The 23,919-nt window shown below is 67.9% G+C and carries 20 protein-coding genes; 11 read left to right on the forward strand and 9 right to left on the reverse strand.

Annotated features, from left to right (window positions below; genetic code table 11):
* Nucleotides 1-128: 128 nt before the first annotated feature.
* The 8 genes from rpsO to gyrA all read left to right on the forward strand — a co-directional run bounded on the left by rpsO (nt 129) and on the right by gyrA (nt 9,486).
* A complete protein-coding gene (gene rpsO / locus ATSB10_RS02835; protein ID WP_017462237.1) occupies nt 129-398 on the forward strand; it encodes a 30S ribosomal protein S15 in 270 nt (89 codons plus the stop codon).
* Between the two features lie 18 nt (nt 399-416).
* On the forward strand, nt 417-2,522 hold the full coding sequence (gene pnp, locus ATSB10_RS02840) for a polyribonucleotide nucleotidyltransferase (protein WP_063670341.1): 2,106 nt from the start codon (nt 417-419) through the stop codon (nt 2,520-2,522).
* 112 nt (nt 2,523-2,634) lie between these two features.
* A complete protein-coding gene (locus tag ATSB10_RS02845; RefSeq protein ID WP_063670342.1) occupies nt 2,635-3,942 on the forward strand; it encodes a poly(R)-hydroxyalkanoic acid synthase subunit PhaE in 1,308 nt (435 codons plus the stop codon).
* 9 nt (nt 3,943-3,951) lie between these two features.
* A complete protein-coding gene (gene phaC, locus ATSB10_RS02850) occupies nt 3,952-5,016 on the forward strand; it encodes a class III poly(R)-hydroxyalkanoic acid synthase subunit PhaC (RefSeq protein WP_063670343.1) in 1,065 nt (354 codons plus the stop codon).
* Nucleotides 5,017-5,032: 16 nt separating this feature from the next.
* Nucleotides 5,033-5,224: a PspC domain-containing protein gene (locus ATSB10_RS02855; RefSeq protein ID WP_063670344.1), complete on the forward strand. Its 192-nt coding sequence runs from the start codon at nt 5,033-5,035 to the stop codon at nt 5,222-5,224.
* Nucleotides 5,225-5,301: 77 nt separating this feature from the next.
* The gene (gene mtnA / locus ATSB10_RS02860) at nt 5,302-6,315 is read left to right on the forward strand and encodes an S-methyl-5-thioribose-1-phosphate isomerase (protein WP_063670345.1); all 1,014 of its coding nucleotides are present in this window, start codon (nt 5,302-5,304) and stop codon (nt 6,313-6,315) included.
* Complete coding sequence (locus ATSB10_RS02865; RefSeq protein WP_236886477.1) at nt 6,312-6,722, forward strand: GtrA family protein; 411 nt, start codon at nt 6,312-6,314, stop codon at nt 6,720-6,722. Before mtnA ends, ATSB10_RS02865 begins: the two co-directional genes overlap by 4 nt.
* Nucleotides 6,723-6,861: 139 nt before the next feature.
* Nucleotides 6,862-9,486: a DNA gyrase subunit A gene (gene gyrA, locus ATSB10_RS02870; protein WP_063670346.1), complete on the forward strand. Its 2,625-nt coding sequence runs from the start codon at nt 6,862-6,864 to the stop codon at nt 9,484-9,486.
* A 63-nt stretch (nt 9,487-9,549) separates the two neighbouring features.
* Here gyrA and ATSB10_RS02875 read toward each other — a convergent pair whose 3' ends face one another.
* The gene (locus ATSB10_RS02875) at nt 9,550-10,035 is read right to left on the reverse strand and encodes a peroxiredoxin (RefSeq protein WP_063670347.1); all 486 of its coding nucleotides are present in this window, start codon (nt 10,033-10,035) and stop codon (nt 9,550-9,552) included.
* Nucleotides 10,036-10,173: 138 nt separating this feature from the next.
* Between ATSB10_RS02875 and ATSB10_RS02880 the strand changes: the two genes are divergently transcribed.
* Together ATSB10_RS02880 and ATSB10_RS02885 are read left to right on the forward strand one after the other, a co-directional pair.
* Complete coding sequence (locus tag ATSB10_RS02880; protein ID WP_063670348.1) at nt 10,174-10,623, forward strand: Hsp20/alpha crystallin family protein; 450 nt, start codon at nt 10,174-10,176, stop codon at nt 10,621-10,623.
* Nucleotides 10,624-10,696: 73 nt separating this feature from the next.
* Entirely contained in the window at nt 10,697-11,590 is an 894-nt protein-coding gene (locus ATSB10_RS02885; RefSeq protein WP_063670349.1) for a DnaJ C-terminal domain-containing protein, read from the forward strand.
* 69 nt (nt 11,591-11,659) lie between these two features.
* Here ATSB10_RS02885 and ATSB10_RS02890 read toward each other — a convergent pair whose 3' ends face one another.
* The 8 genes from ATSB10_RS02890 to ATSB10_RS02925 form a co-directional block, all read right to left on the reverse strand.
* On the reverse strand, nt 11,660-12,025 hold the full coding sequence (locus ATSB10_RS02890) for a response regulator (RefSeq protein ID WP_017463210.1): 366 nt from the start codon (nt 12,023-12,025) through the stop codon (nt 11,660-11,662).
* A 79-nt stretch (nt 12,026-12,104) separates the two neighbouring features.
* Nucleotides 12,105-13,100, reverse strand: a complete 996-nt coding sequence (locus ATSB10_RS02895; protein ID WP_063674309.1) for a YhdH/YhfP family quinone oxidoreductase — start codon at nt 13,098-13,100, stop codon at nt 12,105-12,107.
* 15 nt (nt 13,101-13,115) lie between these two features.
* Entirely contained in the window at nt 13,116-13,712 is a 597-nt protein-coding gene (locus ATSB10_RS02900; RefSeq protein ID WP_063670350.1) for an LOG family protein, read from the reverse strand.
* 209 nt (nt 13,713-13,921) lie between these two features.
* Nucleotides 13,922-15,349 carry a dihydrolipoyl dehydrogenase gene (lpdA, locus tag ATSB10_RS02905; protein ID WP_063670351.1) on the reverse strand — a complete coding sequence of 476 codons (1,428 nt, stop codon included), beginning with the start codon at nt 15,347-15,349 and terminating at the stop codon, nt 13,922-13,924.
* Nucleotides 15,350-15,505: 156 nt separating this feature from the next.
* Nucleotides 15,506-16,705 carry a 2-oxoglutarate dehydrogenase complex dihydrolipoyllysine-residue succinyltransferase gene (odhB, locus tag ATSB10_RS02910; RefSeq protein ID WP_063670352.1) on the reverse strand — a complete coding sequence of 400 codons (1,200 nt, stop codon included), beginning with the start codon at nt 16,703-16,705 and terminating at the stop codon, nt 15,506-15,508.
* Between the two features lie 81 nt (nt 16,706-16,786).
* Entirely contained in the window at nt 16,787-19,621 is a 2,835-nt protein-coding gene (locus tag ATSB10_RS02915) for a 2-oxoglutarate dehydrogenase E1 component (protein WP_063670353.1), read from the reverse strand.
* Between the two features lie 226 nt (nt 19,622-19,847).
* A complete protein-coding gene (locus tag ATSB10_RS02920) occupies nt 19,848-20,798 on the reverse strand; it encodes a GNAT family N-acetyltransferase (RefSeq protein WP_063670354.1) in 951 nt (316 codons plus the stop codon).
* Complete coding sequence (locus ATSB10_RS02925) at nt 20,795-22,000, reverse strand: cupin domain-containing protein (RefSeq protein WP_205631086.1); 1,206 nt, start codon at nt 21,998-22,000, stop codon at nt 20,795-20,797. The genes ATSB10_RS02920 and ATSB10_RS02925 overlap by 4 nt, the downstream gene beginning before the upstream one ends.
* 134 nt (nt 22,001-22,134) lie before the next feature.
* Here ATSB10_RS02925 and ATSB10_RS02930 point away from each other — a divergent pair, with 134 nt between their 5' ends.
* Nucleotides 22,135-23,919 carry an assimilatory sulfite reductase (NADPH) flavoprotein subunit gene (locus ATSB10_RS02930; RefSeq protein WP_063670355.1) on the forward strand — a complete coding sequence of 595 codons (1,785 nt, stop codon included), beginning with the start codon at nt 22,135-22,137 and terminating at the stop codon, nt 23,917-23,919.

The raw sequence follows: 23,919 nt of genomic DNA on the forward strand, positions 1-23,919 counted from the left end.
GCGCGGCTCCCCTCGCTACAATAAGGAGCTTGATTCAACCGTTCCAATCAACCAGTCGAAGCTTGCGCAACGTCATCGGGTGGTGACGTTGCGCAAGCTTCGCATTCGCTTTTGAGGAAGAAACACTCATGTCCCTGACCGCAGAACAGACCAGCAAGATCATTGCTGAATTCGGCCGCGTGCCCAACGACACCGGTTCGCCGGAAGTGCAGGTGGCCCTGCTGTCGGCCCGGATCGAACACCTCACCGGCCACTTCAAGACCCACAAGCAGGACCACCACTCGCGTCGCGGCCTGCTGCAGCTGGTCAACCGCCGCAAGAGCCTGCTCGCGTATCTGAAGGATCGCGACCTGGCTCGCTACCAGAGCCTGATCGAACGTCTCGGCCTCCGCCGTTAATCCACGAGGAGACCTAACGTGGCGAAAGTAACCAAGTCATTCCAGTACGGTAATCACGAAGTCACACTGGAGACGGGCGAAATCGCCCGGCAGGCATCCGGTGCGGTGATGGTCAGCATGGGCGGCACCGTGGTGCTGGTCACCGCGGTGGCCGCGGCCAAGCCCCGCGAGGGCCAGGACTTCTTCCCGCTCACCGTCGACTATGTCGAGAAGTTCTACTCCGCCGGCCGTATCCCCGGCGGCTTCTTCAAGCGCGAAGGCCGCCCGACCGAGAAGGAGACGCTGACCTCGCGCCTGATCGATCGCCCGGTGCGTCCGCTGTTCCCGGAAGACTTCAAGAACGAAGTCCAGGTGATCGCCCAGGTCGTCTCGCTGAACCCGGAAATCGACGGCGACATCCCGGCGATGCTCGGTGCCTCCGCTGCGCTGTCGCTGGCGGGCATCCCGTTCCAGGGCCCGATCGGTGCCGCGCGCGTCGGCTATGTCGACGGCAAGTACGTGCTGAACCCGACGCACGCCGATCTGAAGACCTCCGACCTCGACCTCGTCGTGGCCGGCACCTCCGGCGCCGTGCTGATGGTGGAGTCCGAGGCCAAGCTGCTGTCCGAGGACGTGATGCTCGGCGCGGTGATGTTCGGTCACCAGCAGATGCAGGTGGCGATCAACGCCATCGCCGAGCTGGCCGCCGAAGCCGCCAAGCCCTCGTGGAACTGGCAGGCGCCGGCCCGCAACGAGTCGCTGGTCGCCGCGCTGAAGGGCGCCGTGGGCGACAAGCTGGAGCAGGCCTTCCAGGTGCGCGACAAGCTGCAGCGCCGCGACGCCATCTCGGCGATCAAGGCCGACGTGATGGAGTCGCTCAAGGCGCAGGCCGAGCAGCACGGCTGGACCTCCGCCGAGCTGGGCAAGGAGTTTGCCGAGCTCGAATACCGCACCATGCGCGACAGCGTGCTGAAGACCAAGGTGCGCATCGACGGCCGCAACCTCGACGACGTGCGTCCGATCTCGGTGCGCGTGGGCGTGCTGCCGCGCACGCACGGCTCGGCGCTGTTCACCCGCGGCGAGACGCAGGCGCTGGTCGTGGCCACGCTGGGCACCACCCGCGACGCGCAGATCATCGACGCGCCGGAAGGCGAGTCTAAGGATCCGTTCCTGTTCCACTACAACTTCCCGCCGTTCTCGGTGGGCGAGGCCGGTCGCTTCGGCGCGCCGAAGCGTCGCGAGATCGGCCACGGCCGTCTCGCCAAGCGCGGCGTGCAGGCAGTCAAGCCGAGCATCGAGGAGTTCCCGTACGTGGTGCGCGTGGTCTCGGAAATCACCGAGTCCAACGGCTCCTCGTCGATGGCTTCGGTGTGCGGTTCCTCGCTGGCGATGATGGATGCCGGCGTGCCGCTGAAGGCACCGGTGGCCGGCATCGCCATGGGCCTGGTGAAGGAAGGCAGCGATTTCGTCGTGCTGTCGGACATCCTGGGCGACGAGGATCACCTCGGCGACATGGACTTCAAGGTGGCCGGTAGCGCCGATGGCATCTCCGCGCTGCAGATGGACATCAAGATCGACGGCATCACCGAAGAGATCATGAAGGTGGCGCTGGAGCAGGCCAAGCGTGGCCGCCTGCACATCCTGGGCGAGATGGCCAAGGTGATCAGCACGCCGCGGTCGGAGATGAGCGAGTACGCCCCGCGCCTGCTCACCATCAAGATCCATCCGGACAAGATCCGCGAAGTGATCGGCAAGGGTGGCGCGACCATCCGCTCGATCACCGAGGAGACCGGCACCACCATCGACATCAGCGACGACGGCACCGTCATCATCGCCTCGGTCAACCGCCTGGCGGCCGACGAGGCGAAGAAGCGCATCGAGCAGATCGTCTCCGACGTCGAGCCGGGCCGCATCTACGAGGGCAAGGTCGCCAAGCTGATGGACTTCGGCGCGTTCGTCACGATCATGCCGGGCAAGGACGGTCTGGTGCACGTGTCGCAGATCTCCTCCGAGCGCGTCGAGAAGGTGTCCGACAAGCTGAAGGAAGGCGACATCGTCAAGGTGAAGGTGCTGGAAGTGGACAAGCAGGGGCGTATCCGCCTGTCCATGAAGGCGGTGACCGAGGACGAAGCCGCCGGCGCCTGACCGGCTGCTCCGTGGTAATCGAACGAAGGCCCGGCGGCGACGCCGGGCCTTCGTCGTTTTATCGCCACGCCCATTTGCTACGATGCCGGGTGACCCGCATCCGGAGGCAGGCATGGCCGATCAGGCAAGCGATTTCATCAGGCAATCCCAGGCCATGGCAGAACAGTCCTGGTCCCAGTGGATGCGCTTCCTGCAGCAGGCCGGCGGCCAACCCGCCTCGCCGTTCGCCGGATTCGGCGTGCCCGGCATGCCGGGTATGGCAGGCATGCCGGGCATGGCTGCGCCCTCGGCCCCGGTGAGCGACATGCTGGAGCGTGGCTTGTCGGGCATCTCCTCTTACCTGGAGTGGATGCAGCGTGCGGCAACCGCGCAGGCAATTCCGCCCGGAGTGGACTGGCAGGCGTCGATGAAGGACTTCCTGGGCGGCGCGGCCCAACCCTTCGCCCAGGCGTTCAGCGGCATCGACAGCACAGCGGCTCAGGGCTTCGTGCAGCAGTGGCAGGCCTGGCTGGCCGCGGCGAGCCAGGCGGGCACGGCCGACTGGCGTACGCCGTCGTACATGCCCGGGTTCGGCCTGCACCGCGAACAGCAGGCCCAGCAGCAGGCGCTCGTCGCCGCCATGATGGAGAGTGCCGAGCAGCAGCGCCGCTACCAGGCCTTGATCCTCAAGGCCAACGCCCAGGGACTGGAGCGCCTGCAGGACAAGCTGGCCGACCACGTCGAGCCCGGACGCCAGCTCGAATCGCTCAAGGCACTTTACGACCTGTGGGTGGACGCGGCCGAAGAGGCCTATGCCGAGATCGCGCTCAGCGACGAGTTCCGCGAGGTCTATGGCGCGATGGTCAACGCACAGATGCGCGAGCGCCAGCTCGTGCAACAGCACCTGGAAGACCTCTGCCGGCAGCTCGGCTTGCCGACGCGCAGCGAGATCGACAGCCTGGGGCGCCGCCTGCAGGAGGTCCGTCGCGAGTTGCGCGCCATGGAAGGCGGTGCCGCCGCAGGCGAGCTGGCTGCGCTGCGCGCGGAGTTGCAGGCGCTGAAGAGGTCGCAGCCCGGGGCCGCAAAGGCCACGCCCGCCGCACCCGCCGCACCCGCCGTGGCCGATGCGGCGCCGGCCAGGCCGAAACGCAAGGCTACGACCGCCGGGACCCGGTCGATGGCCCAGGCAACACGCAAGAAGAGCGCGGGTAAAAAGGCGGGCTCCGCGAAGTCCGCAGCCAAGGCGCCCGCAACCGGGAAATCCCCTTCCGGCAAAACCGCCGCGAAACCGGCGACCGGCTCGCCCCCGCCGGCCAAGGACAGCCGCAAGCGCGCCGCTTCGCGGACCCGTCGCGCCGCTGCCGTCAAGTCGACCGGAGCCAGCCGTCGCTCGCTGGTCAGCCCGGGCATTCCTGCCCCGCATCGCGCACGGCGCAAGTAAGGAATGATCATGGACACGCCACTGCGCATCGACCCGGCCGCGGCCCTGGCCGAGATCAACCGTTTCCAGCACAAGCTCGCCGCAGGGCTGCGGCACCTGCCCGGGATGGGTGAGCCGGAGTACGCCAACACGCCGCGCGAGCTGGTCTATGCCGAGGACAAGCTCAAGGTGTGGCATTTCACCGGTACCCGGCCGACCGCCAGGACGCCGGTGCTGATCGTCTACGCCCTGGTCAACACGGTGTGGATGACCGATCTGCAGGCCGACCGCTCGCTGGTGCGCAACCTGCTCGAGCAGGGCGAGGATGTCTATCTGATCGACTGGGGCTATCCGGACGGCGCCGACCGCTGGCTGACCCTGGACGATTACCTCAACGGCTACCTCGACCGCTGCGTCGATGCCGTGCGCCACCGCCACGGGCTGGACGCGATCAACCTGCTCGGCATCTGCCAGGGCGGTGCGTTCTCGCTGTGCTACACGGCGATGCACCCGGACAAGGTGAAGAACCTCATCACCATGGTCACCCCGGTGGATTTCCATACGCCGGACAACATGCTTTCGCACTGGGTACAGCAGTTGGACGTGGATCGCTTCGTCGACGTGATGGGCAACATCCCGGCGGCGCTGATGAACTGGGTCTACCTCACGCTCAAGCCGTTGCGGCTGAACCAGCAGAAGTACGTGGGGCTGGTGGAGATCCTCGACAATCCGGCGGAGCTGGAGAATTTCCTGCGCATGGAGCGCTGGATCTTCGACTCCCCCGACCAGGCCGGCGAGGCGTTCCGCCAGTTCATCAAGGATTTCTACCAGGGCAACAAGCTGGTCCGGCACGATCTCGAGATCGGTGGTCGCCCGGTCGACCTGGGCCTGATCCAGCAGCCGGTGCTGAACATCTACGCCCAGCAGGACCATCTGGTGCCGCCGGATGCCTCGCGTGCGCTGGGCAAGCACATCGGTACCCAGGACTACACCGAGATCGCCTTCAAGGGCGGTCATATCGGCATCTACGTATCCGGTCGCGCCCAGCGCGAAGTCCCGCCGGCGATCCACCGCTGGCTCCGCGCACGCGATTGACGGCGAAGGACAAGCCATGAACCAACCGAAGCGACTGACCCGTTCCCGCGCCAACCGCAGCATCGCCGGCGTGTGCGGCGGCATTGCCGAGTACTACGGCTGGGACCCGACCATCGTGCGGGTGGCGTGGATCGTGCTGACCCTGCTGGGTGGCTCCGGCATACTGCTCTACCTGATCTTCTGGCTGGTGATGCCCGACGCTTCCTGAGTCGGCACCCTCCACCGGCCGCAAAGCCCCGGCGCGATGCCGGGCGCCGCTTTTTCCCTCTTCGAAGAACGAACCCGATGGACTACGACCGTTACGACCGCGTCCGTGCCGTGCAGTGGCAGGGCGACCACCTGCGCCTGCTCGATCAGCGCCTGCTTCCGCGCGAGGAGCGCTGGATCGACTGCAGCCATGCGGCCGAAGTGACCCGGGCCATCCGCGACCTCGTGGTGCGCGGCGCGCCCGCGATCGGTATCGCCGCTGCCTGGGGCGTGGTGCTGGCCGCGCAGCAGGGCGAGGCCCTGGATCCGGCGCTGGCCATGCTGCGCGCCGCCCGTCCGACCGCGGTGAACCTGATGTGGGCGCTGGATCGCATGAAATCGCGTATCGCGGCGGGTGCCGACGCCGCGGCACTGGCGGTCGAAGCGCAGGCGATCCAGGACGAGGACCTGGCCGCCAACCGCCACATGGGCGAACTGGGTGCGGCACTGATCGCGCCCGGCTCGGGAGTGCTGACCCATTGCAATACCGGTTCGTTGGCCACCGCCGGCTTCGGCACGGCGCTGGGCGTCATCCGCGCCGGTGTTGCCGGCGGCCGCATCGATCGCGTGTATGCCGGCGAGACCCGGCCGTGGCAGCAGGGTGCCCGCCTGACCATGTACGAGCTGGTCCGCGACGGCATTCCCGCCAGGCTGATCGCCGATTCGGCCGCAGCCCACCTGATGAAGTCGGGCGAGGTGCAGTGGGTGATCGTCGGTGCCGACCGCATCGCCGCCAACGGCGACACCGCCAACAAGATCGGCACCTACCAGCTGGCTATCGCCGCGCGCCACCACGGCGTGAAGTTCATGGTGGTGGCACCGTCGTCCACGGTGGACATGGCCACGCCGGACGGCGAGGCCATCGAGATCGAGATGCGCGATCCGGCCGAGCTGCTGGCCACCGCAGGCCAGCGCACGGTCGTCGAGGGGGCCGAGGCCTGGAATCCGGTGTTCGACGTGACCCCGGCGGGGCTGATCGACGCCATCGTCACCGAGCGCGGCGTGATCGAGCATCCGAACGCGCTGGCAATGCAGGCGGTGTTCGGGCGGTGAGGGAAATACGCACCATCGGCTTGTTCGCCGTCGGCGGCGTGATCGGCCTGGTGGTCGATGCCGGCATATCCCAGGCGCTGGTGAGCTTCGGCCACTGGAATGCCTACCTTGCCCGCATCGTCTCCTTTCTCGCCGCGGCCGTGGTGACCTGGTGGTGGAATCGCCGGCACACTTTCGCCGGTCGCTCCAGCGGGCGCCGGGCGCATGCCGAGCTGCTGCACTGGCTGGCCCTGATGAGCGTGGGCGCCGTCGTCAACTACGGCATTTTCGCCGCTTGCCTGATGCTGTTCCCGAGCCTGCACCGCTGGCCGGCGGTGGCCGTCGCGGCCGGTTCGGCGGTGGCAGCGCTGGTTAATTTTTCGACAGCCCGCGGACTGCTTTTCCGGCACCCCAAGGCTTCGCGCTAAGTTATTGATCTAAAAGATCAAAATACTGTCACGAAATGGCCATTCGTGATACACTCCGGCAGTTGATTTCAGGGCCGCTTGCGCACGCACCTGAGGTGTTGGCGGAGCGGCCTTTTTTCGTTCACTGGGAAGCCGATTGATGGCAGAACTCGCCAAAGAAGTCATCCGCGTCAACATCGAAGACGAGATGCGCCAGAGCTACCTCGACTACGCCATGAGCGTGATCGTGGGACGCGCCCTCCCGGACGTGCGCGACGGCCTGAAGCCGGTCCATCGCCGCGTACTGTTCGCGATGAACGAACTGGGCAACGTCTGGAACAAGCCCTACAAGAAGTCGGCCCGCGTGGTCGGTGACGTCATCGGTAAATACCATCCGCACGGCGACTCGTCGGTCTACGACGCGATCGTGCGCATGGCCCAGCCGTTCTCGCTGCGCTACATGCTGGTCGACGGCCAGGGCAACTTCGGTTCGGTCGACGGCGACAACGCGGCGGCAATGCGATACACCGAGGTGCGCATGTCGCGCCTCACCCACGAGTTGCTTGCCGACATCGACAAGGAAACCGTCGACTTCGGCCCCAACTACGACGAGAGCGAGCACGAGCCGCTGGTGCTGCCCACCCGCGTGCCGAACCTGCTGGTCAACGGCTCGGCCGGCATCGCGGTGGGCATGGCCACCAACATCCCGCCGCACAACCTGTCCGAGGTGATCAGCGCCACGATCGCGCTGATCGACGATCCCTCGCTGGGCATCGACGAGCTGATGACCTACATCCCGGGGCCGGACTTCCCGACCCACGGCATCATCAACGGCGCCGCCGGCATCGTCGAGGCCTACCGCACCGGTCGCGGCCGCATCCTGGTGCGCGCCAAGACCGAGATCGAGACCGAGCCGAACGGCCGCGAGACGATCATCGTCCACGAGCTGCCGTACCAGGTGAACAAGGCGCGGCTGATCGAGAAGATCGCCGAGCTGGTGAAGGAGAAGAAGCTCGAGGGCATCAGCGAGCTGCGCGACGAGTCCGACAAGGACGGCATGCGCATGGTCATCGAGATCCGCCGCGATGCGATGGCCGACGTCGTGCTGAACAACCTGTTCCAGCAGACCCAGATGCAGGTCACCTTCGGCATCAACATGGTGGCGCTGTCCGAGGGCCAGCCGAAGCTGCTGAACCTGAAGGACATCCTCGAGGCGTTCATCCGCCACCGCCGCGAGGTGGTGACCCGCCGCACCATCTTCGAGCTGCGCAAGGCGCGCGCCCGCGCGCACATCCTGGAAGGCCTCACCGTCGCGCTCGCCAACATCGACGAGATGATCGAGCTGATCAAGACCTCGGCCTCGCCGGCCGAGGCGCGCGAGCGCATGCTGGCGCGCAAGTGGCAGCCCGGCGTGGTCGGTGCGCTGTTGTCGGCGGCCGGCGCGGACGCCTCGCGCCCGGAAGACATGGATCCGCGCGATGGCCTGAAGCCCGAGGGCTACCAGCTGTCCGAAGTCCAGGCGCAGGAAATCCTTGCGATGCGCCTGCACCGCCTGACCGGTCTGGAGCAGGAGAAGCTCAGCGACGAGTACCGGCAGATCCTGGAAACCATCCGCGGCCTGATCGAGATCCTGGAGAACCCCGAGGTGCTGCTGCAGGTGATCCGCGAGGAGCTGGAGGCCGTCAAGGCCGAGTTCGGCGATGCCCGCCGCACCGAGATCCAGGCTTCGCAGGAAGACCTCAACGTGCTCGACCTGATCGCCCCGGAAGACGTGGTGGTCACCCTGTCGCACACCGGCTACATCAAGCGTCAGCCGGCCAGTACCTACCGTGCGCAGCGCCGCGGCGGCAAGGGTCGCTCGGCCTCGGCGCTGAAGGACGAGGATGTGGTCGAGCAGCTGTGGGTGGTCAACACCCACGACACGTTGCTGACCTTCTCCAGCACCGGTCGCGTCTACTGGCTCAAGGTCTACCAGATGCCGGAGGCCGGCCCGGCCGCGCGCGGCAAGCCGATCGTCAACCTGCTGCCGCTGGCCGAGGGCGAGAAGGTGCAGGCGGTGCTGCCGGTGCGCGAATACGAGGAGGATCGCTTCGTGTTCTTCGCCACCAGGAACGGCACGGTGAAGAAGACCCCGCTGACCGAGTTTGCCTTCCAGCTGCAGAAGGGCAAGCAGGCGATCAACCTCGCCGAGGGCGACGCGCTGGTCAACGTGGCGCTCACCGACGGCAACAGCGACGTGCTGCTGTTCGCCTCCAACGGCAAGGTCAACCGCTTCGACGAGAACACCGTGCGCTCGATGGGCCGCACCGCGACCGGCGTGCGCGGCATGCGCCTGGCCGACGATGCCGAGGTGGTGTCGATGATCGTGGCGGCCGAGGGCGACATCCTCACCGCCACCGCCCGCGGCTACGGCAAGCGCACCGCGCTGGACGAGTTCCCCAAGAAGGGACGCGGCACGCAGGGCGTGATCGGTATCCAGTGCTCGGATCGCAACGGCGCGCTGGTGGCCGCGGTGCAGGTGACCGAGGCACACGAGCTGATGCTGATCTCCAACCAGGGCACCCTGGTGCGCACCCGCGTGGCCGAGGTCTCGCAGCTCAGCCGCAACACCCAGGGCGTCACCCTGATCAAGCTGCCGGCCGACGAGGCCCTGGTCAGCGTGGTGCGGCTGGACGCGGAAGAGGAGAACGGCGAAGAAGGCGAGACGGCAAACTCCGACGGCCTGCCGCCGCAGGGCGAGGGGGATGCCACCGTCGCCGAGCCGGCGGGTGGCGACGAGGCCTGATCGGCGCTGCCGCGCACGAAAAACCCCGGCTCCGGCCGGGGTTTTTCGTTTCCGGAGGCGGCGTCAGCCGCCGATGGCTTCCAGCATTGCCTCGGCTGACGACACCCGGAATTCGCCCGGCGCCTCCACTGCCAACGCCGTCACCACGCCATCCTCGGCCACCAGGGCGAAGCGGCGAACGCGCAGGCCCATGCCGTAGGCGCTGCCATCCAGTTCCAGGCCCAGCGCCCGGGTGAACTCGCCATTGCCGTCGGCCAGCATCTTCAGGCCGGGCGGCACGCCCTGCGCCAGGGCCCAGGCCTGCATCACGAAGGCATCGTTGACCGACAGGCAGAACACCTCGAAGCCGCGCGCGCGGAAGGCATCGAACCGGGCGACGAAGCCGGGCAGGTGCTTCTCCGAGCAGGTGGGGGTGAAGGCGCCGGGCACGGCGAACATCACCACCCTGCGCCCGGCGAACAGTTCGCCGCTGCGGGTGTTCTGGCGCTCGCCGCCGTCGACGACGGCGAGGGGCACGTCGGGCAGCGGCTGGCCGGTCTGGATGGTCATGGCGTCTCCATGCTGAAAGGTGGGCAACCGCCGGATGCTAACCCCGCCGTGGCGTTCTGTCGCCTTGAATCGCCGCCGCCCGCACCTACTTGACAGGGCAAGCGGCGACCGCGCCGTAACCGATTCGAGGAGTCTGACATGAGCAACCGCAATCCGACGCACTGGAGTGCCACCCGCATGTTCCCGGAGGAGGTGCGCCAGGCCTTCGACCGTCTGTTCCAGAACGAGGAAGGCGACGCATCCAACGTGGTCACCAGCCAGTGGGCGCCGCGCGTGGATATCCGCGAAGACGAGCAGCGCTTCGTGATCCTGGCCGATATTCCGGGCGTGGATCCGGCGCAGATCGAGGTGAGCATGGACAAGGGCATCCTGACCATCAAGGGCGAACGCCAGGCAGTGAACGGCGAGGGGGGCAAGTACACCCGGGTCGAGCGCGCGCATGGCGTGTTCCACCGTCGCTTCACCCTGCCGGACAGCGCCGATGCCGAGGGCATCACCGCCACCGGCAAGTTCGGCGTGCTGGAGATTGCCATCCCCAAGAAGCCGCTGGCCACGCCGCGTCGCATCACCATCAACGCGGCCGGGTAAGCTTGTGGTCCATGGGATCGTGGCAGGCGCCGGCCTGCCACGATCCAGTGACGTATCGGTCGGGGGAAGGTGAGTGGAGTTCAAAGACTATTACGACATCCTGGGCGTGAAGCCCGATGCCAGCGAGGCGGATATCAAGGCCGCCTACCGCAAGCTGGCGCGGCAGTACCACCCGGACAAGAACAAGGAACCGGGCGCCGAGGAGAAGTTCAAGGCCGTCAACGAGGCCAACGAGGTGCTGCGCGACAAGGAGAAGCGCCGCGCCTACGACCAGGTGCGTGCCGGCGGCTACCGCGGCGGCGAGCAGTTCCGTCCGCCACCGGGTTTCGGCCAGGGCTTCGATTTCGGCGAGGGCGGCGGCGAAGGCGACTTCAGCGACTTCTTCGAGAGCCTGTTCGGTCGCGGTGGTGGGCATCGGGGCCAGCCACGGGCGCGGCGCGGTCGCGACGTGCAGGCGCAGGTGCAGATCGACCTGCAGACCGCGTTCGATGGCGGCCGCACCCGGGTGGCGCTGCATGACAGCCACGGCCACGAGCGCGTGCTCGAGGTGAAGATCCCGGCCGGCATCCAGCCGGGGCAGGTGATCCGCCTGTCCGGGCAGGGCCACGCCGGCTCCGCCGGCGGACCCAGCGGCGACCTGCTGCTGGAGGTGGCGATCCGCGACGATGCCCGCTTCAAGCTCGACGGCCGCAACGTGCTGCACGTGCTGCCGATCACTCCGTGGGAAGCGGCGCTGGGCGCCACGGTGCCGGTGCCTACGCTCGGAGGTGCGGTCGACCTGCGGATCCCCGCCGGCTCGCAGTCCGGTCGCAAGCTGCGTCTGAAGGGGCGCGGCATGCCGGGGGCGCATCCGGGGGATCAGCTGGTGGAGCTGTCCATCCGCACGCCGCCGGCAGAGGACGACAAGCAGCGCAAGGCCTATGAGGCCCTGCAGAAGCATTTCGCGGACTACAACCCGCGCAGCTGATCCGTTTTCGGAGCGAGATAGCAGAACGGCGCCCTGGGGCGCCGTTCTCATGTCCGGAAGCGGAAAAGCTCAGCCCGGCAGCAGCTCGGTCAGCGTGGCAACCAGCTCGTCTTCCTTGATCGGCTTGGTCACGTAGGCCTTGGCGCCCTGGCGCATGCCCCAGACCTTGTCGGTCTCCTGGTCCTTGGTGGTCACCAGCACCACCGGGATGTGCGCCGTGGTCGGGTCCTTGCTGATCGTGCGAGTGGCCTGGAACCCGTTGAGGTTCGGCATGACCACGTCCATCAGGATCAGGTCGGGCAGTTCGCGCTTGGCGGCTTCCACGCCGGCGGCACCGTCCTCGGCGGTGAGGGCCTCGTGGCCAAGCTTCTCCACGACGCGTTTGAGACCGAGCAGCTGCGACGGGGAGTCGTCGACGATGAGGATGCGGGCCATAAGGTGGGGATCCCTTGTTCGAAGTGAATGGATTCTAAGGCGCGCCCGACGCGCTTCCAAGTCGAGGCGGCGATTGGAGTCAAGTGTCGGCGTGGCGCACGATGGTACGGCCAAAGGAGCCGCCGGCGAGCATGGCGGGGAACACCCCGGGCAGTTCCTCCAGCGTGACTTCGCGCGTGGCGATGCGATCCAGGTGCAGCGGCTTCCACGGGGCGGCCAGGTGCTCCCAGACGCGCAGGCGCTGGTCCCGCGCGGTTCCGGCGGACGCAACGCCCAGCAGGTTCACGCCGCGGATGATGAACGGCATCACGGTGCTCTCGAAGCCGATGCCGCCGGCATTGCCACACAGCGCCACGTTGCCATAGGGGGCGATCAGCGGCAGCAGGCCGGCGAGCATCGCTCCGCCGACGTTGTCCAGCGCGCCGCCGAAACGGGCAGAGTCCATCGGTTTGCCGCTGAATGCCAGTTCGTGGCGGTCCAGGCACTGCGCTGCACCGAGCTGGCGCAGAAAATCGAAATGGTCGGCCTTGCCGCTGATCGCGTGGACTTCGAAGCCGGCGCGGCTGTAGATGTCGATCGCCAGCATGCCCACGCCGCCGGTGGCACCGGTCACGGCGAGCGGGCCCTGTTCCGGGATCTGGCGGTTGTCGAGCATCTGCAGCAGGCCCAGCGCAGCGGTGAAGCCGGCGGTGCCGAGGATCATGCTCTCGCGCAGCGAGAGGCCGTCGGGCAGGGGAATCGTCCAGCGAGCGTCCAGCCGCACGTATTCGCCGTAGCCGCCGTCGCGCGTCTCGGACAGGCCGGAGCCGGTGCACAGCACGGCGTCGCCCTCCCGGAACGCCGGATCGGTCGAGGCGACCACGTGGCCGGCGACGTCGATGCCGCCGTTGAGCGGGAACTGGCGCAGGATCCGCCCCTTGCCGCTACCTGCCAGTGCGTCCTTGTAGTTGACCGAGGAGTAGGCCGCCTTGACCAGCACTTCGCCGGGCGAGAGATCGCCGCTGTCCATGGCTTCGATGCCGGCACGGTAGCCGGCATCGTCCTGGCGGATGCGAAAGGCGCGGAAAGCGGTCATCGGCATGTCCTCGGATCAGGCCCGGATGCTGGCCGGGCCGATTACGCGGGCGGCCTGGCCGCCGTCGTAGTCGACCATCCAGTCGAACAGATCGGGCATCGAAGAGCCGAACCATACACTGTCACGCTGCCCCGGTTGAACGAAGCCCTCGTCGACCATGTGGGTCATCAACGTCTTCAGCCCGGCGTAGTAATCGCGCACGTCCAGGAATGCGCAGGGATAACGGTGCAGGCCGAGCTGTGCCCAGGTGAGCATCTCGAACATCTCGTCCATGGTGCCGAAGCCGCCGGGCAGGGCGACGAACGCATCGGACAGCTCGTACATGCGGGTCTTGCGCTGGTGCATCGTCTCGACCACCACCAGCTCGGTCAGGCCGGTGTGCGCGACCTCCTTTTCGACCAGCTGGCGCGGGATCACGCCCACCACCTTGCCGCCAGCGGCCAGTACCGCATCGGCCACCGTGCCCATCAGGCCGACCTTGCCGCCGCCGTAGACCAGAGCGATCCCGCGCCGGGCCAGTTCCATGCCGAAGTCGCGCGCCAGCGCGAGGTAGGCCGGGTCGTTGCCGTTGGCGGAGCCGCAGTAGACGCAGAGAGAGGTGATGTGGGGCATGGGGGTGAGGAGTGAGTGCAGAGAAGTGAGAAGTGAGAGGTGTGGTGCGAGGCAGCAGGTTGATCGTGGCGATGAGGAAGGGATCAGGGGATAGGGAGAAAAGAGTGAGCCGGCTTTGGCTTTTCTCTCACTCCTCTCTTCACTCACTCCTGAAAAGATGCGGCCCGCCCATGTCGCCACGAGCGGGCCGCGATGTGTCATCCGGGCGATCAGTTGCCCTTGTGGATGGCGCGCTTGTCAACCGACAGGGCGGCCTCGTGCACGGCTTCGGAAAGCGTCGGATGGGCGTGGACGATGCGGGCCAGATCTTCCGACGAGCCCTTGAACTCCATCGCCACCACGCACTCGGCGATCAGCTCGGAGACGCCCGGGCCGACCATGTGCACGCCGAGGATGCGGTCGGTCTCGGCATGGGCCAGCATCTTCACCTGGCCGAACGCCTCGTTCATCGCCACGGCGCGGCCGATGGCGGCGAACGGGAAGGTGCCGACCTTGTACGGCACGCCCTCTTCCTTGAGCTGTTTCTCGGTCTTGCCGGCCCAGGCGATCTCAGGCTCGGTGTAAATCACCCACGGGATGGTGTCGAAGTTGACGTGGCCGGCCTTGCCGGCGATCCACTCGGCCACCGCCACGCCTTCCTCGGAACCCTTGTGCGCAAGCATCGGGCCGCGCACCGCGTCGCCGATCGCCCACACACCGTCGACGCCGGTGTGGTTGTGCTCGTCGACCACGATGCGGCCGCGCTCGTCCAGCTTGACGCCGGTGTCGTCGGCCAGCAGGCCGTCGGTGTAGGCGCGGCGGCCCACGGCCACCAGCAGCTTGTCGACCACCAGGCTCTGCTCGCCGTCCTTGTCGGCGTAGACCAGGTGCACGCCGTCCTTCTTGACCTCAGCCTTGGACAGCTTGGCGCCCATCTTGATGTTGAGGCCCAGCTTGGTGAATTCCTTGAACGCGATCTTGGCGATGTCCGCATCGGCGGCGCCCAGGAAATCCGGCATGGCTTCGAGCACGGTCACTTCCGCACCCAGGCGGCGCCACACGCTGCCCAGCTCCAGGCCGATCACGCCGGCGCCGATCACGCCCAGCCGCTTCGGCACCTCGGTGAAGTCGAGCGCGCCGGCGTTGTCAACGATGTGCTTGCCGTCGAACTTGGCGAACGGCAGCTCGATCGGCACCGAGCCCGAGGCCAGCACGACGTTGGTCGCACTGATGGTCTGCTTGCTGCCGTCCTGGGCAGTGATTTCCACCTGGTTGCCCTTGAGCAGCTTGCCCTTGCCGTAGAACGGCGTGACCTTGTTCGCCTTGAACAGCTGGCCGATGCCGCCGGTGAACTGCTTGACGATCTTGTCCTTGCGGCCGATGAAGGTGGTCAGGTCGACCTTGGCGCCATCGACGGTGATGCCATGCACCGGCAGGTTGTGCGCGATGTTGTAGAACTGCTTGGACGAGTCCAGCAGCGCCTTGGACGGGATGCAGCCGACGTTGAGGCAGGTGCCGCCGAGGGCCTGCTTGCCGTCCTTGCCGGTGAAGGCGTCGACGCAGGCCACTTTCAGCCCGAGCTGCGCGGCGCGGATCGCGCCGACGTAGCCGGCGGGGCCGGCGCCGATGAAGATGACGTCGAATTTCTGGTCGCTCATGGCGGGTTTCCTTGCGGGCGAGCACCGGGCTCGCTGGTGAAGCGGAAGGTGGGCCCTGTTGCCGAAAAGGCAACCGGCAAGGCCATGGTTTCAGGCGCTTGCCGGTATCAGAGCGTCGTGCCTATGGCATGTGAGCGGGGGCGCTCAGATGCGCGCTCAAATGCCGAGCAGCATCCGCTGCGGGTTCTCGAGCTGGTTCTTGATGTCGACCAGGAACAGCACCGCATCCTTGCCATCGATGATGCGATGGTCGTACGACAGCGCCAGGTACATCATCGGCGCGGCGATCACCTGGCCGTTCTCCACCACCGGACGCTCCTTGATGGTGTGCATGCCCAGGATCGCGCTCTGCGGCGGGTTCACGATCGGCGTGGACAGCAGCGAACCGAAGGTGCCGCCATTGGTGATGGTGAAGGTGCCGCCCTGCAGGTCGTCCAGGCCCAGCTTGCCGTCGCGCGCCTTCTTGGCGTAGCCGGCGATGCCCTTCTCAACGTCGGCGAAGCTCATGTCCTGCACGTCGCGCAGCACCGGCGTCACCAGGCCCTTGTCGGTGGACACGGCGATCGAGATGTCCTGGTAGCCGTGGTAGATGATGTCGTTGCTGTCCACCGAGGCGTTGATCACCGGGTGGCGCTTGAGCGCCTCGGCCGCGGCCTTCACGAAGAAGCTCATGAAGCCGAGCTTGATGCCGTTCGCCTTCTCGAACGACTCGCCCAGCGTCTTGCGCATCTTCACCACCTCGGCCAGGTTCACCTCGTTGAACGAGGTCAGCATGGCGATCGAGTTCTTCGACTGCATCAGGCGCTCGGCGATGCGGGCGCGGATGCGGGTCATCGGCACGCGCTCTTCCGGGCGGGCACCCGGGGTCGGCTTCGCGGCCGGCGCGGCGGCCGGGGCGCTGCCTCCCTTGGCGTAATTGACCAGGTCTTCCTTGGTCACGCGGCCGTCGCGGCCGGTGCCGGCGACCCTGGAAGGGTCGATGTGCTCTTCCTCGGCGACGCGGCGGCCGGCGGGGGACAGGTCCTCGGTGCCCTTGCCGGAGGTCGCGGGGGCGGCGGCCGGGGCGGGCGCTGCCGCCTTCGGCGCTTCCGCCGCCGGGGCCGGAGCGGCAGCAACAGCGCCTTCCTCGATGATCGCGATCACCTGTTCGCTGTTCACCGTGTCGCCTTCGGCGTGGCGGATCTCCTTGAGCACGCCGTCGACGGTGGCGGGCACCTCGAGCACGACCTTGTCGGTCTCGAGATCGACCAGGTTCTCGTCGCGCTTGACCGCGTCGCCCACCTTCTTGTGCCAGGTCGCGATGGTGGCGTCGGAGACGGACTCGGGAAGAACGGGGACTTTGACTTCGATGGACATCACAGGGTCCTTGCTGGGGTTGGCACCCGTCCGTGGGTGCAGGAGCAAAGCGGCCGTCCCGGCCACGCTATTCGGAATAGGTTACTCGGCCGAATGATCGGTGCCGATCGGGGCGACCAGCGCCTGCTCGACCAGTGCCGCCTGTTCGGCGTTGTGCTCGTTGAGGTGGCCGGCGGCCGGTGCCGCCGAGCGCGCGCGGCCGGCATACGACAGCGTGTGCTTCGGACCGATGCAGGCCTGCAGGTGGTGGCGGATCTGGAACCAGGCGCCCTGGTTCATCGGCTCCTCCTGGCACCAGATCACCTCCTTGGTGGCGCTGAAGCGGGCCAGCTCGGCCGACACTTCCGGACGCGGGAACGGATACAACTGCTCCACGCGCACCAGCGCCACGTCCTCGAGACCGCGCTTCTCGGCTTCCTCGAGCAGGTCGTAGTAGACCTTGCCCGCGCAAAGCACCACGCGCTTGACCTTCTTCACCGGCAGCTCGCGATGTTCGCCCAGCACCAGCTGGAACGAACCGTTGGCCAGCTCGTCCAGCGTGGAAACGGCCAGCTTGTGGCGCAGCAGCGACTTCGGCGTCATCACGATCAGCGGCTTGCGCACCGGGCGCAGCATCTGGCGGCGGATCATGTGGAAGTCCTGCGCCGGGGTGGTCGGCACGCAGACCTGCATGTTGTTCACCGCGCACAGCTGCAGGAAGCGTTCGAGACGGGCGGAGGAGTGCTCCGGGCCCTGGCCCTCGTAGCCGTGCGGCAGGTACAGCGCCAGGCCGCACAGCCGGTTCCACTTCGACTCGCCGGAGCTGATGAACTGGTCGATCACCACCTGGGCGCCATTGGCGAAGTCGCCGAACTGACCTTCCCAGATGTGCAGCGTGTCGGGATCGGTGGTCGAGTGGCCGTACTCGAAGGCCATCACCGCCTCCTCACTGAGCAGCGAGTCGATCACCTCGACGTTGGCGCCGTCGCGGAGGGTGGCCAGCGGCATGTAGGTGTGACCGTCCTTCTGGTCGTGCAGCACCGCGTGGCGATGGAAGAACGTGCCGCGGCCGGAGTCCTGGCCGACCAGGCGCAGGTTGCTGCCGCCATCGATCAGGGTGGCGTAGGCGAGGTTCTCGGCGAAGCCCCAGTCGGCCGGCTGCTCGCCGGCGGCCATCTTGCGGCGGTCGTCGTAGATCTTGTTCACGCGCGACTGCAGGGTCAGGTCGCCCGGCAGGTCGAGGATGCGGTGGGCCAGCTCCACCAGCTTCTTCTTCGGTACGGTGGTATCGGCCGGAGTGTCGAGCGAGTTGTTGGTGAAGCGGGCCCAGTCGATTTCCAGGTCGCGCACCGGCGTCGGGTTGAACTCGGCCAGCGGCGCACCGGCCTCGAGCCGGTCGCGGTAGGCGTCCAGGCGCTTCTGGCCGTCGCCCTCGTCGATCACGCCTTCCTTCTGCAGCGCCTGGGCGTACAGGTCGCGGGTGGTCGGGCGCTTGCGGATGATCTGGTACATCAGCGGCTGGGTGGCCGCCGGCTCGTCGGCCTCGTTGTGGCCGTGGCGGCGGTAGCACACCACGTCGATGACCACGTCCTTGCGGAAGGTCTTGCGGAACTCGTAGGCCAGGCGGGTGACCTCGATCACCGCTTCCGGGTCGTCGCCGTTCACGTGGAACACCGGCGCGTTGACCATCTTGGCCAGGTCGGTGCAGTACATCGTGGAGCGGGCGTCCTGCGGGTTGGAGGTGGTGAAGCCGACCTGGTTGTTGACCACCACGTGCAGGGTGCCGCCGATCCTGAAGCCGCGGGCCTGCGACATGTTGAACAGTTCCATGTTCACGCCCTGGCCGGCCAGCGCCGCGTCGCCATGCACCAGTACCGCCATCGACTGGTTGTGCTCGGTGTCGTGGCGGCGCAGCTGGCGCGCGTGCACGGAGCCGGCCACCACCGGGTTGACGATCTCCAGGTGCGACGGATTGAACGCCAGCGCCACGTGCACGCCGCCCTTGGGCGTCTTCAGGTCGGACGAGAAGCCCATGTGGTACTTCACGTCACCGGAATAGGACGGGTCGTCGATGTGCTCGAACTTGCCCTCGAACTCGTCGAAAAGGGTCTTCGGCGGCTTGCCGAGGATGTTGACCAGCACGTTGAGGCGGCCGCGGTGGGCCATGCCGATCACCAGCTCCTTGATGCCGTTGTCGCCGGCCATGCGCACGACGTCGTCGACCAGCGGGATCAGGCTGTCGCCGCCTTCCAGCGAGAAGCGCTTCTGGCCGACGTACTTGGTGTGCAGGTAGCGCTCCAGGCCCTCGGTGGCAGTGAGCACGTCGAGCAGGTGGCTCTTTTCGGACTTGTCGAGGCCGGCACTGCCGTTGGCCTGCTCCAGGCGGGAGTAGATCCAGTTCCGCTGGGCGTGATCGGAGATGTACATGAACTCGGCGCCGATGGTGCCGGTGTACACCTTCTTCAGGCGCGCCCAGAGGTCGCGCAGCTTCATGCGGTGGCCACCGCCGGCATAGGTGCCGCAGTCGAACTCGGTGTCCAGGTCGGCCTCGCTCAGGCCGTGGAAGGCCAGGCCGAGGTCCGGGGCGTCCATCTTCTGGGCCAGGCCCAGCGGGTCGAGATCGGCGCCGAGGTGACCGCGCGAGCGGTAGGCGGTGAGCAGTCGAAGCACGCCGGCCTGCTTGCGCGCATGGGCGTCGTCGACCGTGGCGACGGCACTGCGACGCTGCTTTTGCGCGGACTCAATACGCGCAATGGCCGCGGTGTGGGAGACATCTCCCGACGCGCGGCCATTGAAGGTCTGGAAGTAGCTGTTCCACTCGGCGGGCACGGAGCCCGGATCGCTCAGCCACGCCTCGTAAAGTGCTTCGACATAATCGGCGTTGCCGCCTGCGAGTTGAGAGGACTCGAAGAACTCGCGAATCAGGTTTGTGCTCACGTGACCACCGGTTGGGGGGAGGGTGCCGTCGACGCTGCCCGTGGCGCAGCGGAGGGCTGGCAAAAATCTTGTTAATTATAGCGCCGGGCTGCTGCGTCGCGACAACCCGGGCGTGGGGTTGGACGATGGTCTATGCAAGGGGGCGGACCGCCCCGATCGCCGGCCGGGCGGGACTTGTGCCGGAACCGCGGCCCGGATCGGGCGGTCCCGCTCGTTCAGCCACCGTCTAGAGCCCAAGCGCGAGCAGTTCGGTAGCCGGCACCGAGCGCTCCCAGACCTCGTCGAACTGCTGCATCAGCGGCGCCTGCCCGGCACGGTCGTGGCGCGAAGCCCGACCCTGCGGGCGATCGTGGTCGGGCAGGAACAGGTAGCCACCGGCATCGTTGAGCAGCCAGCCGGCGCGATTGGCCAGGTCCACCTCCTCCACCGGGCGACGGATCTGGATCACGCTGGAGAGGCGCTGCGCCAGAGCGACCAGCCGGTGTCCGTCGCGCAGGGCAGCCCCGGTGTCGTGCAGCAGGATACGGATGCGGGCACCGCGACCGGAGGTGGCGATGCGGCGGAGCTCGGCCAGCTCCCCGGGGCTGGTGTAGTGCTCGCCGTCCAGTCGCGGCAGGTGGATCGCCAGCATATGGCGCGCATCGGCGAGCAGCAGGCGCCGGGTGGCGTCCACCGAGGCTCGATCCTCGGCCGGCATCAGGCCCGGGTCGCGGGCGGGGCGCGCGTCTGCGGAGGTGGGTGCCAGCGCGCGGCGTAGCGGCTGGTGCATGCGCCCCGCCGCTTCGAACAATTCTCCGGCCGGTACGAAGCCTTGCCGGGCGTAGAAAGGCGCCAGTTCCACCGGGGCGTCCAGTCGCAACTCGTCCCAGCCGAAGCTGCTTGCCCGCTCGATCAGCTGGCGCAGCAGGGCGGTGCCGACCCCGTGACGCTGCCAGGTGGGCAATACCGCGACGCGGCTGATCCGCTGGTCCGGCGTGAGCCGGGCGGCGCCGATCGGGCAGTCGGCATCGTCACGGGCGATCAGGTGAAGGGCCTGCGGATCGCCGTCGTCGAACTCCCACGCGGCCGGCAAACCCAGCCCATCGATCAGCACCATCCGGCGCAGCTGACGGACTGCCTCGCGGTCGCCATCACGGGCCCAGTCGGCACTGACGACGTGGAAGTTCTCGAGCTTCACCCGCGCTTCGCCTTGCGTGGAACCAGGTGACCGTCGTCGAGCAGGGCGACCAGCAGGGCCTGCTCGGTGGCGTCGGGCTCGCCGGTGAGGGCGATCTCGCGTTCGGCGCACAGTCGCTGGGCCAGCGTCGGCGTGGCCGGGTGGGCCTGGCCGTTGACGAACAGCATGCAGTCGTTGCGGGTGCGTGCCCAGGCCATGCGCGACCACGGGTGACGCACGAACGACACGCCTTTGGCCAGCAGCTTGTCCAGGGCGGCGGCCGTGACCGGCCGTTCGGCCGGCGCCGGTTGCTGGGCCAGCCGGTAGCGGGTGATGAAGCGGCCGAACCAGTCCAGCAGTGTCGCGTCGTTGTAGGCCCCGGCGAACGGCAGCACGGAGCGCAGGCGCTCCAGCGCGTTGCGGTCGATTTCGCCCAGATTGCGGGCCGCCGCCAGGTCCGGGTCGGTATAGCGTGCCTCCTCGGGCAGGCGGTCGGCCAGATAGTCGGCGAAATCGCCGATCAGCTCGGCCTGGGATGGAGCGCGCATGCCGACCGAGAAGGTCATGCAGGGGCCGCCGAAGGCCACCCCGTCATGCGGCACGTTGGGCGGCAGGTAGAGCATGTCGCCCGGCTCCAGCAGCCATTCGTGGGTAGGCTCGAACTGCGCCAGCTGCTTCAGCTCGACGTCGGGGCGGAAGTCCTTCGGCGCATCCGGGTCGGTGCTGATCGCCCAGTGACGCTGGCCCAGGCCCTGGATCAGGAACACGTCGTACTGGTCCACGTGCGCGCCCACGCCACCGCCGGGCTCGGCGTAGGAAATCATGACGTCGTCCACGCGCCAGCTCGGCAGGAAGGCGAACGGCTCGAGCAGGGCCGCGACGTCGGCATCCCACTTGTCCACGTCCTGCACCAGCAGCGTCCAGTTGGCGTCGCCGGTGGTGGCGAAGTCGGCTTCGTCCAGCGGACCGGTCTTCACCTGCCAGCGGTCGCGTTTCTCGTCGTGGCGGATCAGTCGCGACAGCGCGCCGTCCTCGCAGGCCAGGCCGGCGAGGTCTTCCGGCGCGATCGGCGGTTCGAAGCCGGGGAAGGCATTGCGCACCAGCAGCGGGCGTTTTTGCCAGTAGTCGCGCAGGAACTGGGCGGTGGACATGCCGAGCGGCTGGCGGGCGGAACCGCGTACCTCGATCGGCAGCGGCTTGCGGGAGGGGGAAGAGATGGCCATGGGCGCAATTGTAGCCACGGCCGGGGGCGCCATGTCCGGTCGGCATAACGACATCGCCAATCATCCTTTGGGTGGGGCGCCCGGGCGGGGGCAAGCTGGTGCCCTTCCGGTTTGGACGTCCAAAGGATTTGCCCGTGAACGCTACGCAGCCCGCCCTCACGGCGCCACCCGGCCTGGGCGAGGAACGCCAGGCGTTGCTGCGCCAGCTGGTCGACGGCCTGGAGCCTGCCCAGCTGTACTGGATCGCCGCCTACGCTGCGCAGCAGGCCGCCCATCCGGCAGCCCGCCCAGTGCCGGCATCGGCCGTCCGGCTCACCGTGCTGTACGGCAGCCAGACCGGCAATGCCAGGCGGGTGGCCGAGCGGTTTGCTGCCGAGGCCGAGGCGAACGGTCTGCCGGTGCGTCTGCTGCGTGCCGGCGCCTATCCGGTGCGCGAGCTGGCCGACGAGCGCTACCTCGCCGTGGTGGTCAGCACCCAGGGCGAGGGCGAACCGCCGGACGACGCGCGCGGATTCGTCGAGTTCCTCGCCTCGCGCCGTGCGCCGAAGCTGCCGAAGCTGCACTACGCCGTGCTGGGGCTGGGCGATTCCAGCTACCCGCTTTTCAATGCGATGGGACGCAGCGTGGACGCCCGATTGGCCGAACTCGGCGCGCAGCGGCTGGCGCCGCTGGCCGAGGCCGACGTGGACATCGAGCCGGTGGCCGGCCCCTGGACCGAAGGCGCGCTGGCTTTGGTGCGCGAGAAGCTCACCCGCGAGTTGCCCACCGCCTCGGTGACGCCCTTACGGGCAGCGCCGACACGACCGCAGTTCCATCGCGACCGGCCATTCCCGGCGCCGGTGCTGGCCAACCAGCGCATCGTCTCGCGCCATGCCGACCGCGATGTGCGCCACGTGGAGCTGTCGCTCGAAGGCTCCGGCCTGCGCTATGCGCCCGGCGACGCGCTGGGCGTGTGGCATCGCAATCCGCGCGTGTTGGTGGACACCTTCCTTGCCGTGGCGGGATTGGACGGCGACACCGAAACCGTCCACGACGGCAAGACGCAGCCGCTGCGCGAATGGCTGGCGCGCGAACGCGAGCTGACCCGGCTCAGCCGCCCGCTGGTGCAGGCGGTGGCCGCGCGCGCAGACAGCGCCGAGCTGCGCATCGCGCTGGAGAGACCCGAGGCACTGAAGGAGCTGTTCGACAGCCACCAGCCGATCGACCTGTTGCGAGCCCATCCGGCCGACTGGGACGCCGACGGCCTGGTCGCCGCGCTGCGCCCGCTGACGCCGCGGCTGTACTCGATCGCCTCCAGCCCGCAGGCGGTGGGCGAGGACGAAGTGCACCTGACGCTGGCCGTGGTGGACTACCACGCGCACGGCGAGCGGCACCTGGGCGCCGCATCGCGCTGGATCGCCGACGCCGACGAGGACGCCACGCTGGATGTCTTCATCGAGCCGAACGAGCGCTTCCGCCTGCCGGCTGACGGTGCTCGCGACGTGATCATGATCGGCCCGGGCACCGGCGTGGCGCCGTTCCGTGCCTTCGTGCAGGCGCGCCAGCAGGCCGGCGGGACCGGCCGCAACTGGCTGGTGTTCGGCAACCGGCATGTCGCCGACGACTTCCTCTACCAGGTCGAGTGGCAGCAGGCGCTCAAGGACCGCGCACTGCACCGGCTGGACGTGGCCTTCTCGCGCGACCAGGCCGAGAAGCGCTACGTGCAGCACGTGCTGCGCGAGCGCGGTGCCGAGCTGTACGACTGGCTTTCCGGTGGCGCGCACCTCTACGTCTGCGGCGACGCCGCGCAGATGGCGAAGGACGTGCACGCCGCGCTCGCCGACATCGTCGCCACCCACGGCGGCAAGTCGCCCGAGGCGGCGCAGGCCTGGCTTTCCGAACGGCTGCAAGACGGGCGCTACGCCCGCGACGTGTACTGA

Origin of the sequence: Dyella thiooxydans (assembly GCF_001641285.1) — a bacterium.
GTDB classification, from domain to species: Bacteria; Pseudomonadota; Gammaproteobacteria; order Xanthomonadales; family Rhodanobacteraceae; genus Dyella_A; species Dyella_A thiooxydans.